This window comes from Paenibacillus sp. YPG26 (assembly GCF_023704175.1).
In the GTDB taxonomy this organism is placed as follows: Bacteria; Bacillota; Bacilli; order Paenibacillales; family Paenibacillaceae; genus Fontibacillus.
In genome coordinates this window covers 160,989-175,000 of record NZ_CP084530.1, presented here as the reverse complement: position 1 = coordinate 175,000, position 14,012 = coordinate 160,989, and the positions used below count along the sequence as shown (strand labels likewise).

General features: G+C 49.3%; 13 protein-coding genes and 1 other RNA gene (1 of these 14 only partly in view). 1 reads left to right on the top strand and 13 read right to left on the bottom strand.

All coding sequences use genetic code 11. From position 1 onward, the window contains the following. The 5 genes from LDO05_RS00890 to ffs form a co-directional block, all read right to left on the bottom strand. A protein-coding gene (locus LDO05_RS00890; protein ID WP_251377033.1) for a DUF2508 family protein crosses the window boundary here: on the bottom strand, positions 1 to 72 show its start. It extends 204 nt beyond the left edge of the window; only the first 72 of its 276 coding nucleotides appear in the window; it begins with the start codon at positions 70 to 72; its stop codon lies off the left edge, out of view. 188 nt (positions 73 to 260) lie between these two features. Beyond that, a complete protein-coding gene (gene recR / locus LDO05_RS00885) occupies positions 261 to 860 on the bottom strand; it encodes a recombination mediator RecR (RefSeq protein WP_251377032.1) in 600 nt (199 codons plus the stop codon). A 27-nt stretch (positions 861 to 887) separates the two neighbouring features. Next, a complete protein-coding gene (locus tag LDO05_RS00880) occupies positions 888 to 1,199 on the bottom strand; it encodes a YbaB/EbfC family nucleoid-associated protein (protein WP_251377031.1) in 312 nt (103 codons plus the stop codon). A 31-nt stretch (positions 1,200 to 1,230) separates the two neighbouring features. Next, the gene (gene dnaX / locus LDO05_RS00875) at positions 1,231 to 2,982 is read right to left on the bottom strand and encodes a DNA polymerase III subunit gamma/tau (protein WP_251377030.1); all 1,752 of its coding nucleotides are present in this window, start codon (positions 2,980 to 2,982) and stop codon (positions 1,231 to 1,233) included. Between the two features lie 170 nt (positions 2,983 to 3,152). Then, an RNA gene (gene ffs, locus LDO05_RS00870) (signal recognition particle sRNA large type) lies at positions 3,153 to 3,420 on the bottom strand. A 261-nt stretch (positions 3,421 to 3,681) separates the two neighbouring features. Between ffs and LDO05_RS00865 the strand changes: the two genes are divergently transcribed. Continuing rightward, complete coding sequence (locus LDO05_RS00865) at positions 3,682 to 4,938, top strand: stalk domain-containing protein (protein ID WP_251377029.1); 1,257 nt, start codon at positions 3,682 to 3,684, stop codon at positions 4,936 to 4,938. A 257-nt stretch (positions 4,939 to 5,195) separates the two neighbouring features. On the opposite strand, the gene rpmE is transcribed toward LDO05_RS00865, so the two are convergent. The 8 genes from rpmE to rpoE all read right to left on the bottom strand — a co-directional run bounded on the left by rpmE (position 5,196) and on the right by rpoE (position 13,835). Then, entirely contained in the window at positions 5,196 to 5,393 is a 198-nt protein-coding gene (rpmE, locus tag LDO05_RS00860; RefSeq protein ID WP_127200733.1) for a 50S ribosomal protein L31, read from the bottom strand. Between the two features lie 98 nt (positions 5,394 to 5,491). Next, the gene (locus LDO05_RS00855) at positions 5,492 to 6,769 is read right to left on the bottom strand and encodes a radical SAM family protein (protein ID WP_251377028.1); all 1,278 of its coding nucleotides are present in this window, start codon (positions 6,767 to 6,769) and stop codon (positions 5,492 to 5,494) included. Between the two features lie 53 nt (positions 6,770 to 6,822). Beyond that, positions 6,823 to 8,148: a transcription termination factor Rho gene (rho, locus tag LDO05_RS00850; protein WP_251377027.1), complete on the bottom strand. Its 1,326-nt coding sequence runs from the start codon at positions 8,146 to 8,148 to the stop codon at positions 6,823 to 6,825. 309 nt (positions 8,149 to 8,457) lie between these two features. Next, positions 8,458 to 9,711 carry a UDP-N-acetylglucosamine 1-carboxyvinyltransferase gene (locus LDO05_RS00845; protein ID WP_251378563.1) on the bottom strand — a complete coding sequence of 418 codons (1,254 nt, stop codon included), beginning with the start codon at positions 9,709 to 9,711 and terminating at the stop codon, positions 8,458 to 8,460. 151 nt (positions 9,712 to 9,862) lie between these two features. Continuing rightward, positions 9,863 to 10,717 (bottom strand): class II fructose-1,6-bisphosphate aldolase, encoded by an 855-nt coding sequence (gene fba, locus LDO05_RS00840; RefSeq protein ID WP_251377026.1) that lies wholly within the window; start codon positions 10,715 to 10,717, stop codon positions 9,863 to 9,865. Positions 10,718 to 10,856: 139 nt separating this feature from the next. Continuing rightward, the gene (locus LDO05_RS00835; protein WP_251377025.1) at positions 10,857 to 11,231 is read right to left on the bottom strand and encodes a response regulator; all 375 of its coding nucleotides are present in this window, start codon (positions 11,229 to 11,231) and stop codon (positions 10,857 to 10,859) included. Between the two features lie 150 nt (positions 11,232 to 11,381). Continuing rightward, positions 11,382 to 12,983 carry a CTP synthase gene (locus tag LDO05_RS00830; protein WP_251377024.1) on the bottom strand — a complete coding sequence of 534 codons (1,602 nt, stop codon included), beginning with the start codon at positions 12,981 to 12,983 and terminating at the stop codon, positions 11,382 to 11,384. Between the two features lie 300 nt (positions 12,984 to 13,283). Continuing rightward, positions 13,284 to 13,835, bottom strand: a complete 552-nt coding sequence (gene rpoE / locus LDO05_RS00825; protein ID WP_251377023.1) for a DNA-directed RNA polymerase subunit delta — start codon at positions 13,833 to 13,835, stop codon at positions 13,284 to 13,286. Between the last annotated feature and the right edge of the window lie 177 nt (positions 13,836 to 14,012).

The window sequence follows — 14,012 nt, the reverse complement described above, 5'->3', positions numbered from 1 at the left end:
CTTGCGTTGAAAATCCCGATCCAGCTCCTGCTGCCTCTTAATCTTATCTGTCCATCTGTTCAATAGATCCATGCTTCCCTACCTCCAAAGGCGCAAACAGGCGGCCTTGGGCCTGATATGCACCCAAGCTGCACCCACCTCTTCACGTTCATTTACTCCATACATATCGGGATAGGGACAAACTTAGAACACAAAAAAAGAAGCCTTCAAAGAGGCTTCCTCAAATAGTATATAGTCTATTCTGTGCTGCACTGCAGGCGTCAGCTAAGCTCACGGCGTCCTTCAAGGGCTTTGGACAGCGTAATCTCATCTGCATATTCCAAATCGCCGCCCACAGGCAGCCCGTGTGCAATTCTTGTCACCCGAATGCCGAAAGGCTTAACCAGGCGTGAAATATACATCGCTGTAGCTTCGCCCTCAATATTCGGATTGGTCGCCAAAATCAATTCCTGTACCCGCTCATCACTCAGACGCCCCAACAATTCCTTAAGCCTAATCTCATCCGGGCCAATCCCCTCCATCGGAGAGATGGCGCCTTGCAGGACATGATAGTACCCGTCAAATTCCTTCGTTCTCTCCATAGCCACTAAATCTCTTGATTCCTGAACTACGCAGATTACAGAAGCATCACGGCTCTTATCCTGACAAATCCGGCATGGATCGGTATCGGTAATGTTACAGCAGATGGAGCAGTAATGAAGATTCCGCTTCACACTGACCAGCGCTTTAGCGAAATCGACAACATCATCGTCTTTCATACGCAGCACATGGAAAGCAAGCCGGGCCGCAGTCTTCGGCCCAATTCCCGGCAGGTGCGTAAATGCATCGATCAGCTTAGCGATCGGTTCGGGATAATACAAATTAAGCGTGCTCCTTCAATATTATGATTAGAACAATCCTGGAATTTTCATACCGCCTGTGAATTTGCCCATATCCTGGTTAGCCAATTCTTCAGCTTTGGCAAGAGCATCATTAACTGCGGTCAGGATCAAATCCTGAAGCATTTCCACATCGTCCGGATCTACAGCCTCTGGCTTAATATCAATAGATAGAACTTTCTTGTGGCCGTTAACCTTCACATTCACAACGCCGCCACCGGAGGTACCCTCCATGACTTTATCACCAAGCTCCTCCTGAGCTTTCAGCATTTGCTCCTGCATTTTCTTCACTTGCTTCATCATCTGGTTCATATTATTCACCGTCAACACTCCTTTAGATTGGTATATAAAGTTACTCTTTGATAACTACAAGGTCATCTCCAAACATCTGAAGCGCCTCATCCACCCACGGTTCCTTGCTTGCTCCGCCTTCACCAGGACCCGGTTCCAGCTCAAAGGGCTCTGGTGACGGGGTCCCCGCACCCTGGATAGCCTCATTCCAATCCTTCTGCATCATGCTGACAAGACGGAAAGGGCCTCCGAGCTGCTGCTCTAATATACGCTCAATCACTTCTTTGTTAGCCGGTTTCTCCGTGGTCTCACGGTGAATGTCGTTCTTGAAAGCTACAAGCACGTTGTGATCCAGCATGGAGACAGGTTCCCCATTCATGAACCAGGCGTGAATCGTAACCTTCTCCTCCTTCACACGCTGCAGGATCTGATTCCACTTATTCTGAATCGTGATGAATTCCGGCGAACTGCGCTGAGCAATATACTGGTCAATATTCGATGGAATCTTCGCAAGTGACGAGATTCTGGGCGAAGGAGACCTGCTGGCTTGTGAGCGGGACGGGCCCGAAGAGTCGGAACCGCCAGCACCAGAAGACAAGCCATTCTTGAGCGCTTGATCCAGCTTCTTCTCAAGCTCTAACAGCTGGCGTCTAAGCTGCTGAACCTCGGAGGCATCCGCACTCTTGTCAGGAGCCGAGGCCTGGGCCGATAGGCTTGGCGAATCTTCCTGGGCAATGCTGCATAACTTGAGCAGAGCAACCTCAAAAAGCATTTGCGGCTGTGCCGCATACTTCATCTCGGTCTGATAATGATTCAACGTGTCGATAATACCGAACAGCTGCGGCTTTGTAAAGGCTTTCGCCATTTCTTCAAAATCCCGCGCATCCAGAACCCGCTCCGTCATGTGCCCAGCCTTGGGTACCATCTTGATCATCAGCAGGTCACGGAAGTAGTAGAGCAGATTCTCCATACATTTATCCGCACTCTTGCCTTCCTGCATAAATGCTTCAATCATCTGCAGCACGCCGCCGATATCTCCCCGCGACAGAGCCTCGGCAAGCTCGGCGAATTGGCGTGATGGAATACCGCCGGTCATGGCCAGTGCTTGTTCATAAGAGACATGTCCATCGGTAAAAGAAGAGATCTGATCCAGTATGCTTAACGCATCCCGCATTCCGCCATCTGATAGCCGGGCAATATACTGTATGGCCTCATCATCGGCGGTGATCTTCTCCTGTTCGCAAATCAGCTTCAGCCTGTCGCTCTGCTTCTCCAGGGATACCCTGCGAAAGTCGAACCGCTGACATCGCGAAATCACCGTGGCCGGAAGTCGGTGAGGCTCCGTTGTAGCCAGAATAAACATCACATGCGGAGGCGGCTCCTCCAGTGTCTTAAGCAGCGCATTGAACGCTTCCGTCGTCAGCATGTGAACCTCATCTATGATATATACCTTGTGCCGGACCTCCGTTGGCGCATACTTCACCTTCTCACGCAGGTCCCTTATCTCTTCGACCCCCCGGTTGGAGGCCGCATCTATCTCGAGCACGTCCATTACAGCTCCCGCTGTAATGCGTCTGCAGGATTCACACTCATTACAAGGCTCAGCCGCCGGTCCACTCTCACAGTTCACGGCCTTGGCTAATATCTTCGCAGCACTTGTCTTCCCGGTTCCCCGAGGCCCACTGAACAAGTAAGCATGAGACAACCGGTTCTCCCGGATCGCATTCTGAAGCGTCCGGATAATGTGCTGCTGACCTACCATATCTTGAAACGACTGCGGCCGCCATGCGCGGTACAGCGCGATATGTTCCACTTGCGGCACCTTCTTTCAGACTTCCCGTTAATTACATGAAACGCATACCTCTATTATACTATACTCCTTGGACGAGAAAAACTTTTTAATCGACTGAAAACAGGGAAAAAGCCGACAAAAAAACATCTTCACCTGTCAGGGCAAAGATGTTCATGTTAGCTATAGGTGTACCGTGCACCTATTATCGATCATTGCGATCCAAGCGGCACCCTTGCAGATCAACTCGGGCTAGGCCACCCTCCGGCACAAGAGTGGGACTGCTTATGGCTGCTTCCTTCCGGACCTGACCAGGTTCACAGTTACTCATTGCGGAGGACCCAGCCGTCAACATTGACTGCAAGAACCAAACCTCACATCAGCAAGACCTCTAATAGGAATTCAACCTCGCTACAGCGGATTGCGAGTTACAGGGCACCGCTACCTCCCCATCTAGCACGGTGAAAATAAGTATATCTCAAGCTTGTACAAAATGCAAACAGTTGGAGGAAGTTAACAAAATAGCCCGACGCAATCCACATTTCAAATATAACTATATATTCCAATTTATACTAAACTATTGATATAATTAATAGAGTGCCTGAATAACATATTCGAAATCTTCGTGCCGCACTCAATAATATTCAGCGGCGACACTAATGTAAGCGGGAGCTCTGATGTTTAAGCTAGCAAGTACCCTAAGGAAGGTGGCTAATTGGTATAATGAATCCTTTTAAGAAGACAAAAGCTATTCTTGGCCTGACCCTGGCGATCTCAGCATTCGGAGGACTAGGAACCAGCCCGGCCAGCGCCGCCGGCAAAGTAAATATCTTACTTGACGGTTATCCGCTTCCTTTTCCAACCCAGCCGGCGATTGTCAAGGGAACAACCCTGGTCCCTTTTCGGGCCATCTCCGAGGCTCTTGGAGTAACCGTGAACTGGAATGAGAAATCGAAGTCGATCACAGCTGTCAAGACCACAAGCGGAGTAACCAAGAGAGTAACCTTAACACTCGGCAGCAAGAATGCTCTGGTAAATGGTCAAAAGGTAGCTATCGCACTGCCTCCGCAGACGATTGGCGGCACCACGATGATTCCACTCAGCTTCTTCAGCCAGCAGTTCGGAGCCGCAGTGAAATGGGACGGGCCGTCGAACACCGTAACTATTGGATCACCCCGCGAGAAACTCTACACACTGGCTTTCTACGCAATGAACTCATACAGCGAATCCGCTATGATTCCTGACTTTGATGCTGTAGGGTTCGGATGGAGCCGAATTGACGCCACAGGCGCTTTCACCACTTCGGGAACAGATTTCAGATGGCCAAAGCCAGCTGGCGAGGTCACACCTGAAAGTCTGGTTATTGACACTGCCGCGGCGGGGACACTCCCCTATCTGCTCGTCTTCTCCGGAGACACCAAGGGAGAGCTGACTAAGATCGTAGAGGACCAAACGGCGCGCGAAAATGCCATCAAGCAAATCATAGATACGGCGGTTAAAAGTAAATTTAAAGGCGTTCTCCTTGACCTGGAAGGACTAGGCCTGACAGGTGACGCCAAAGCCGTGCAGGCTTCATACAACAACTTTGTCCAAGAGACTGCGCATGCAGCACATGCCGCGGGTCTAAAGCTGTCGCTTGCCCTCCCACCGCTTAATGGAGCTTACCACGGTTATGACTATAAGAAGCTGGGTGAGCTGGCGGACGAACTTATTATTATGGCTTATGCCTATACGAATGAGAAGCTCCCCCAACCGGCGGATCAAGTAGATAATGCCATCAAGCTCGCGCTTAAATCAGTTCCCAAGGACAAGCTTGTACTGGGTGTGAACTTGTACAGCGAGAATGAGCATACGGTGAATACCAAGGTTGGTCTGGCCAAACGATATGGTCTGAAAGGTCTCGCCTTCTGGAGACTTGGATTCGGCAAACAGAACGTATGGGACAAAATCAACGAGTCGATTGAGCTCACAGAAAACTAAGTAATTATACGGAATGAACTATAGAATTGAACGTTTGGATTCTGACAGCCACTTGCTGGGGCATGAAACCATTCACACAGTCTATACTTCAATTATATAGAAATCCATCTTACTTTGAACGTATCCAAGCTTCTAACATGGTAACGTCCATTATGCTATTAATTGAATTATTTATCCTTTAAACACAAGAAAAATCCCCTCTGACGAATCAGAGGGGATTGACATATATCGATCAGGCTGCAGGGCAGATGATCGTATTAGATTCCGTATTTCTTCTTAAATTTATCAACGCGGCCGCCAGCATCCAGGAATTTCTGTTTGCCTGTGAAGAACGGGTGGCAAGCGGAGCAAATCTCCACGCGAAGATCCTCTTGAACAGATCCTGTTTCGAACTTATTACCGCATGCGCAAGTAACAGTAGTCACGTGATATTTCGGTTGAATAGCTTGATTCATGACTTTCACCTCTTTCCGCCCTGAGTCTCATGCGTACCCAGAGTTATAATAACCAACTATGATTGTACCATAGTCAGACCAATAATTGCAATTGCTTATTAAGCGTTGCGGATACCGTTCTTGAACCGCTTAAGCTCAGCTGGCGGCACATGAGAGTAAGACCCCATCACGACATCCGGCAGCTCCTCTTGGAATATCTCGATCGCCTGCTTCATGCCAAGAATGTCACCCTTGGCTTTGGGGATCAGCCCTAGATAACTCTCGGGATCGATATTCAGGTTGCGCCACTGAATCAACCGAAGCTTGGTGCGTCTAGCGAATTCGATCATCGCCTCGATCTCTTCTTCACGGTCAGTAACACCAGGGAAAATCAGATAGTTAATCGAAGTGTAGACACCTTGGTCCGAAGCATAACGAAGAGACTTCTCTACATTCGCAAGAGTATACCCTCTCGGCTTGTAGTATGCGTTATAGTGGTCATCCAAAGCACTGATGGTACTGACGCGCATCAGATCAAGCCCTGCATCCACAATGCCACGAATGTGATCGCTCAGGCCCGCATTTGTGTTGATATTAATATATCCCATATCCGTGATGTCACGGACCTGGCGGATCGCATCAATAATCAGCTTGGCTTGTGTAGAAGGTTCACCCTCACATCCCTGCCCAAAGCTGATAATGGACTCCGGCGTCTTCAGATGCTCAAGCATTACTTCTACGATCTCCTCGGTTCTAGGGCGGAAATTCATCCGTGTCTGCGGTGAGACAAATCCGCTGTCATCCGGCTGCTCGGAAATACATCCAAAACAGCCCGCATTGCAGGAATACGACACGGGTACCGCGCCTTCCCAGCGGTTCAGGAAGGTGTTCGAGGCTGTTAGACACTCATAGCCGAGTGCACAGTTCGAGAGATGCTCATAGAGCCGGTTCTCTGGATATTCTTCTCTCATCCGCTTCACTTGGCTCTTAAGCTCCAGGGGGTCGCAGTTCAGCGGGTTCCATTTCTCAGGGTCGTCAGTTAGACGCGCTGTCACATAGAACTTCCCTTCACTCCACACTACCGCAGAATAACCGAACAGAGGCAGCTTATACTCCTTGTCCGTCTTCACATAACCAGGCAAGCATAGACGTGTAAAGCCCTGCGGAAGCAGTGCTCCCACCGCTTGCACGTTGCCGGGAAGGGCCTGCATCTCTCCACTCTCAGGATCAAGACCCACCGGACGGGTGCTCGGCAGACCGACCAGCGTAGCCCCATCAGGCAGAGGGATCAGCTCATCTTCCATAATCTCAACGATCATATCCCCACTCCGGGCGAGCCCGTACAGGGAAGGATGATCGAATACATTTCCTTGTTCATCCGCATATACCAAATACATGTTGTTCTCCTCTATAGCTTAGTAGTTCTGCAATCAGACCGCCAAGCTGTGTGTTAAGTGCTTAAAGGGGATGGTGCTTGACGACTGGAACGGCGCGGGCCTGAACTGCCGGACGCAGTAGATGCCGGAGCATTGCCAGCCGTATCAAACGAGGCCAGGAATTCTTCATTCGTCTTGGAATCACGCAGCTTCTTGAGGAATCCCTCCACAAAATCATAACTCTCATTCATATTCTTGCGAATAGACCAGATCGTATCCAGCTCTTCCTTCGTGAGAAGCACCTCTTCGCGGCGGGTACCCGAGCGCCGGATGTCGATCGCCGGGAAGATACGCCGTTCAGCCAGCTTCCGGTCCAGATGAAGCTCCATGTTCCCTGTGCCTTTGAACTCTTCATAAATAATATCGTCCATCCGCGAGCCGGTATCCACAAGTGCGGTGGCGAGAATCGTCAGACTGCCGCCTTCCTCCACATTCCGCGCAGACCCGAAGAACCGCTTCGGCCGGTGGAACGCAGCCGGGTCAATACCCCCGCTGAGTGTCCGTCCAGATGGCGGAACAACGAGATTGTACGCACGGGCAAGCCGGGTAATACTATCCATAAGAATGACCACGTCTTTCTTATGTTCGACAAGGCGCAGGGCGCGCTGCAGCACAAGCTCGGCCACCTTGATGTGGTTCTCAGGGAGCTCGTCGAAGGTGGAGGCGATAACCTCTCCTTTTACCGAACGCTGCATATCCGTGACTTCCTCCGGGCGCTCATCAATAAGCAGCACAAACAAAGAAATGTCCGGGTTATTGGTAGAAATACTGTTCGCAATCTCCTTAAGCAGCAAGGTCTTACCAGCCTTCGGAGGCGCCACGATGAGTCCGCGCTGTCCAAGTCCAACCGGAGCAAGCAGGTCCATAATCCGGGTTGACAACGAGGTAGGCGAGGTCTCAAGCGAAAGCTTCTTCTGAGGATACAGCGGCGTTAATGCCGGGAAATGAAGACGTTCGGAAGCCTGTCCCGGGTCCTCACCGTTGACGGCATTAACTTGAAGCAGACCGAAATAACGCTCGTTCTCCTTCGGCGTACGGCATTTACCGGATACCAGATCACCGGTCCGCAGATCGAACTTGCGAATTTGGGATGCGGAAATATAAATATCCTCCGTACTTGGCAAATAGTTGATGGGACGCAGGAACCCGTAGCCTTCCGGCAGAATCTCAAGCACACCCTCCATGAACATAAGACCGCTCTGCTCGGCTTGAGCGCGTAGTATAGCAAAAATCAGTTCTTTCTTCTTGAGCTGTCCGTAATACGGAATTTGATACTGCTTGGCAAGCTTGTACAAATCCGTCAGCTTCTTGTCTTCCAAATCAGCAATCTGAAGATCCATGTAATTAACCACCTATTCAATTTATAATTCAATGTCATACAAGCCGGAAATGAAAGATAAGAAAATATTAGCCAGAGTAATACACGAGGGTAATAAGAAGTTCCAATCCGAAGAGATGGAGCATGATTCTATGAATGGTTAAATCTATGATAACAACTTAAGAGTTATAGAATAGTTATACCCGTAGTGGGGGGAGTTATGCGGACTAGAACAAAAATCTTCCTTAGAGGGCTACACTGAAGCAATCTTACAGGAGCAGACCGGCTCTTAAGCGGCTGCTCCTGTCGATTCCTTAAAACTATCCGAGAACTATTCGGTCTGCCGCCAAACGTCCGCGCCAAGCTCACGCAGATTAGTGACAAGATGATCATATCCCCGATCAATGAACTCAACACCAGAGACCTCGGTTATACCTTCCTCTACGGTAAGTCCGGCAATAACCAGCGCTGCACCTGCTCTCAGGTCAGCCGCCTTCACCTTGGCCGCGTTAAGCTTGCCGCCTTCAATGATTGCAGACCGACCCTCAACGCGAATCTTGGCGCCCATACGCACAAGCTCAGGAACGTGCTTGAACCGGTTGCTGTATACAAAATCGCTAAGCACACTGACCCCTTCTGTCTGGGTTAACAGACTTGTCATGGGCGACTGCAGATCCGTAGGAAATCCAGGGTAGATCAGTGCCTTGACATCAGCATGCCCGTAAGAAGCAGCGCCGATAACGCGGATGGATTCATCCAGCTCCTCAACCGTTACGCCCATTTCAATCAGCTTGGCAGTCAGAGCTTCCAAATGCTTGGGAATCACATTATCAATAAGAACATTACCACGGGTTGCCGCCGCAGCAATCATATAAGTCCCCGCCTGAATCCGGTCAGGGATAATCGAATGCCGACATCCGTGCATCTCCCGTACGCCTTCAATGCGGATCGTCTCGGTCCCGGCTCCTTTAATAATCGCACCCATGGAATTAAGCAGAGTAGCCACATCTATAATTTCAGGTTCCTTGGCAGCATTCTCAATAATCGTAGATCCCTTAGCTCTGGCCGCAGCCAGCATAATATTAATCGTGGCGCCCACACTGGACACATCCAGATATATCTTCGCTCCGGTAAGTTCCTTGGCATACAAATGAATCGATCCATGCTCATTCGTTACTGTAGCGCCGAGCGCTTCAAAACCTTTGATATGCTGGTCAATCGGACGGGGTTCAAAATTACACCCTCCTGGAAGTCCAATCGTAGCTTCACCAAACCGGCCGAGCAGAGCTCCCATCATATAATATGAAGCCCGGAGTTTCTTCACAGGCCCATTAGGCATAGGAATAGATTTGATTGTGCTTGGGTCAATCCTGATCTGATTCCCGGACCAAGTTACGCTCGCACCCAAATCTTCAAGAATTTCAGTAAATACAGCTACATCGCTGAGTTCTGGCAAATTGTCCAGAACGACTTCCGATTCAGCTAGAATCGCTGCTGGCAGAAGCGCAATCGCACTGTTCTTGGCCCCGCTGATCTGAACGGTTCCCTTAAGCGGGCGTCCGCCGCTGATCATTAATTTTTCCATCAAAGTGAGGTTCCTCCTGCAGGCAAAATAATTCTGACAATTCCTTTCCATGATACCACTTCTGCCTCATAAAAGCACCTTTGTCTATCTTGAACGCAAAGAAGAGGAACTCCGCTCAGGCGAAATCCCTCTTCTATAACTGAAGCTACTATTAAGCTTGGTTGTTGGAACCGAACTCGCGGATCTTGCCGATTACGGTTTGTTTGATTGCTTCGCGACCTGGTACGATGTATGTACGCGGGTCATAAGCTTCCGGCTTAGCGGCAAGCACTTCGCGAACCGCTTTAGTGAACTCGATTTGGTTCTCAGTGTTCACGTTGATCTTGGAAGTACCCAGGGAGATCGCTTTCTTGATGTCATGAGTCGGGATGCCTGTACCGCCATGAAGAACCAATGGAATGTTAACCGCGTCGCGGATTTCTTCCATCTCAGCAAAACCAAGGTTTGGTTCACCTTTGTATGGTCCGTGTACAGATCCAAGTGCTGGAGCCAGAGTATCGATGCCTGTCTCTTTGACGATACGAACGCAGTCATCAAGCTTCGCATACATCACATCAGCTACAACATCGTCCTCTTGTCCACCTACAAGACCTACTTCTGCTTCAACAGAAACACCCTTGGAGTGAGCATATTCAACAACTTTCTTGGAAGTCTCGATATTGTGCTCGATAGGACCATGTGAAGCATCGATCATTACAGAAGTGAAACCAGCGTCGATAGCTTCCTTACACTTCTCAAAGCTTGATCCATGGTCAAGATGGATAGCTACAGGAACTGTAATCTTCATATCATGGATAAGACCTTCTACCATCTTAACAATAGTGTAGAAACCGCCCATGTGGCGTGCAGCGCCTTCGGATACGCCAAGGATAACTGGTGACTTCTCTTCTTCTGCGGCAGCCAGAATCGCTTGGGTCCACTCAAGGTTGTTAATATTGTATTGTCCTACAGCATATTTCCCCTCAAGTGCTTTGTTCAACATTTCTTTCATGGATACTAATGGCATGGTTTCGTCCTCCTAAAAGTGGTCTACATAACTTACTACCCGATTCTCACACCTACATATTATACCACATAATCGACAAAATACTAAACCACCTTTGGAGCCTAATCGTGACAAAAAAAAGGACTCCGTTCCCGGAGTCCTAGATCATTGCGCCGCCTTTCAGCTGCATATTCACGGCCATGCGCATCTCATCGATATCAAACGGCTTCGTGAAATGCATCAAAGCGCCAAGCTCTGTCGCTTCCTTGATCATATCAAGCTCGCCATAAGCCGTCATCATGATGACTTTAATGTCAGGGTTCGCAGCCTTGATATGCTTCAAAATCTCCAATCCGTCCATGCCCGGAATCTTCATATCCAGCAGGACCAGATCCGGTGATTCACTGCGCACAATCTCTAAAGCAAGCTTGCCATTTGCTGCTTGATATGTCGTATAGCCCTCGCTGCTGAATACTTCCATTAACAAAATCCGGATACCATTCTGGTCATCAACGATCAGAAGCTTCTTATCCATTCAAACACAACCCTCCCGAAATCCTCTAATCATCTTGCAAATACCGCCAGTGCCGAGCAGCCTGATGTGTTAGATATTCGCCCAAAAATTTGAAATTCCTGCTAATTCCGGGAGGTTATTTTCACTTTTTAGAAACAAGTTGATACAGGATTAAGATTTATGGGTAATAGAAGCTTTGACAAACTCACGGAACAAAGGCTGCGGACGGTTCGGACGAGACGTAAATTCCGGATGGAATTGCACGGCCAGGAACCAAGGATGATCCGGGCACTCCACAATTTCAACCAAACGGCCATCCGGGGAGGTTCCCGAAATGCGCAGTCCCGCCTTCTCGATCACTTCACGATAAGCATTATTGAACTCATACCGGTGACGGTGTCTTTCATATACAAGCTCATCGTTGTAGCACTGCTCCGCAAGAGAGCCCGGTGTAAGCTTACAAGGATACAGACCCAGACGCATCGTTCCGCCCAAATCCTCGATATCCTTCTGCTCCGGAAGCAGATCAATTACCGGATATTCTGTAGCCGGATTAATCTCCGAGCTGTTCGCGCCATTCAGACCCGCCAGGGAACGGGCATGCTCGATGACAGCGACCTGCATCCCGAGGCAGATCCCAAAGAACGGAATCTTCTTCTCACGGGCATAACGGATCGTGCAGACCTTACCCTCGATTCCCCGGTCACCGAAACCGCCAGGAACCAGGATGCCGCCAACGCCGCCCAGCATCTCCTCCACGTTCTCATCTGTAACCTCTTCTGCGTGCACCCAGCGGATCTTCACGTCCGCATTGGAGTCAAAGCCCGCATGGGAAAGAGACTCAACCACACTGAGATAAGCATCGTGCAGGGCCACATATTTACCGACAATCGCGATCTCCACCGTCTTCTCAAGCTTGTTGATCCGGTTAACCAAACCTTCCCACTCCGTCATATCCGGGGCCGGGGTAGTCAGCTTCAAGTGATTGACCACAATCTCATCCAGTCCTTCTTCACGAAGGTTCAAAGGCACTTGATACAGCGTATCCGCGTCACGGCACTCTACCACCGCACTCGCATCGATATCACAGAACAGGGCGATTTTGGCTTTCATATCCGAAGACAACTCATGCTCTGTACGGCATACGATAACATTCGGCTGGATCCCGATACTGCGAAGCTCCTTCACGCTGTGCTGAGTCGGCTTGGTCTTCACTTCGCCGGCAGCCTTGATATAAGGGATCAAAGTAACATGAATATACATTACGTTCTCACGGCCGATATCACTCTTGATCTGGCGGATAGCCTCCAGGAACGGCAGACTCTCGATATCACCAACCGTACCGCCGATCTCGGTAATTACGACATCCGAGCCAGCTTCGCGGCCGGCACGGTAGACACGCTCTTTGATCTCATTGGTAATATGGGGAATAACCTGAACGGTACCGCCGAGATATTCACCGCGGCGCTCTTTGCTGATGACCGATGAATATACTTTACCAGTTGTCACATTGCTGTTCTTCGATAGGTTAATATCAATAAAACGCTCATAATGGCCAAGGTCAAGGTCCGTCTCGGCTCCGTCATCCGTAACGAATACCTCACCGTGCTGGTAAGGACTCATTGTTCCCGGGTCCACGTTAATATAAGGATCGAATTTCTGGATTGTAACCTTCAAACCTCTGTTCTTGAGCAGTCTGCCGAGGGAAGCGGCAGTAATCCCTTTACCCAGGGAAGAGACTACACCCCCGGTTACGAAAATATATTTTGTCACAGTCTTAAAACCTCCTATAAGTAGTCCAGTTAAGTAGTCCAGAAATCCTTGAAGCTTGTACAGAAAAACGATCAGTATCCAATATAGCGTAACCCGATGAGTTAGAAATCACCCTCAAAAAGGCACGTAAAAAACAAAAAAAGTGACACCCGAACAAGACGGGGCACTTTTTAAAATTGATCATATTTATAGGTCTGAATCATAAGCCCAAGCAATAGTTTACCTGTAACCGCCCCCCCTGTCAAGTAACGCAGCAGGGCGATTTGGGAACATGGCGGACAGGCTTATATCCGTGAGAGACTACTTATCTTCGAGGTCATCCTCTGCGTCTTCATCATCGGAATCCTCGGAGTCTTCATCCTCATCTTCATCCAGATCTTCGCCGTCCAGAATCTCTTCGTCTTCCACATCGGCGTCATCTTCTTCATCCGGGAACAGTTCATCCTCACCGTCTTCATCAACGGCCTCGTAATCGTCATCATCGTCGGACGCGTAGGTCTCTTCCTCTTCTACGAAGTCATCCTCATCATCATCTTCATCGTTAATAATGCGCGGACGCTTGGAATTCGCTACCGGATCTTCGGAACGCTCGATTGGGTACCAGCGCTTGAGTCCCCAAAGATTCGTACCTACACAGGCAAAACGGCCGTCGATATTAATCTCAGTATATAACTGGGCAATGGCATCATTAATCTCGGCTTCCGACATGCCGCGGAGCTTGGCTACCTCGTTCATCAAATCACGGTAGTAGTATGGCGTATTTGCCGCTTTCAAAATCATAAAGGCCAAGTCGACCATCGGAATTTCGTGCACTTTCTCCGGATCAAACTTCAAATTGAGCGGTGTACTCACTTACACACGTCCTCTCACACAATGTTTCAAGCAGAAGTTGGGGGGAACCCCCATTCATCCATTCTGTTCTTTATCACACATAAGTAAAACCTATTTGGCAGCAAAATGCAAGTTTATTTGGACGAAATCCCCTGCTGGATTATGAAGGAAGTGAGCGGCCCGTGGCAGCCTGTGATG

Coding starts and splice junctions, on each gene's coding strand:
- rho (WP_251377027.1), bottom strand. CDS start 8,148: ATGGATCTTCAGATTGCTGATTTGGAAGACAAGAAGCTGACGGATTTG.
- LDO05_RS00865 (WP_251377029.1), top strand. CDS start 3,682: ATGAATCCTTTTAAGAAGACAAAAGCTATTCTTGGCCTGACCCTGGCG.
- LDO05_RS00835 (WP_251377025.1), bottom strand. CDS start 11,231: ATGGATAAGAAGCTTCTGATCGTTGATGACCAGAATGGTATCCGGATT.
- fba (WP_251377026.1), bottom strand. CDS start 10,717: ATGCCATTAGTATCCATGAAAGAAATGTTGAACAAAGCACTTGAGGGG.
- LDO05_RS00845 (WP_251378563.1), bottom strand. CDS start 9,711: ATGGAAAAATTAATGATCAGCGGCGGACGCCCGCTTAAGGGAACCGTT.
- LDO05_RS00855 (WP_251377028.1), bottom strand. CDS start 6,769: ATGTATTTGGTATATGCGGATGAACAAGGAAATGTATTCGATCATCCT.
- rpmE (WP_127200733.1), bottom strand. CDS start 5,393: ATGAATCAAGCTATTCAACCGAAATATCACGTGACTACTGTTACTTGC.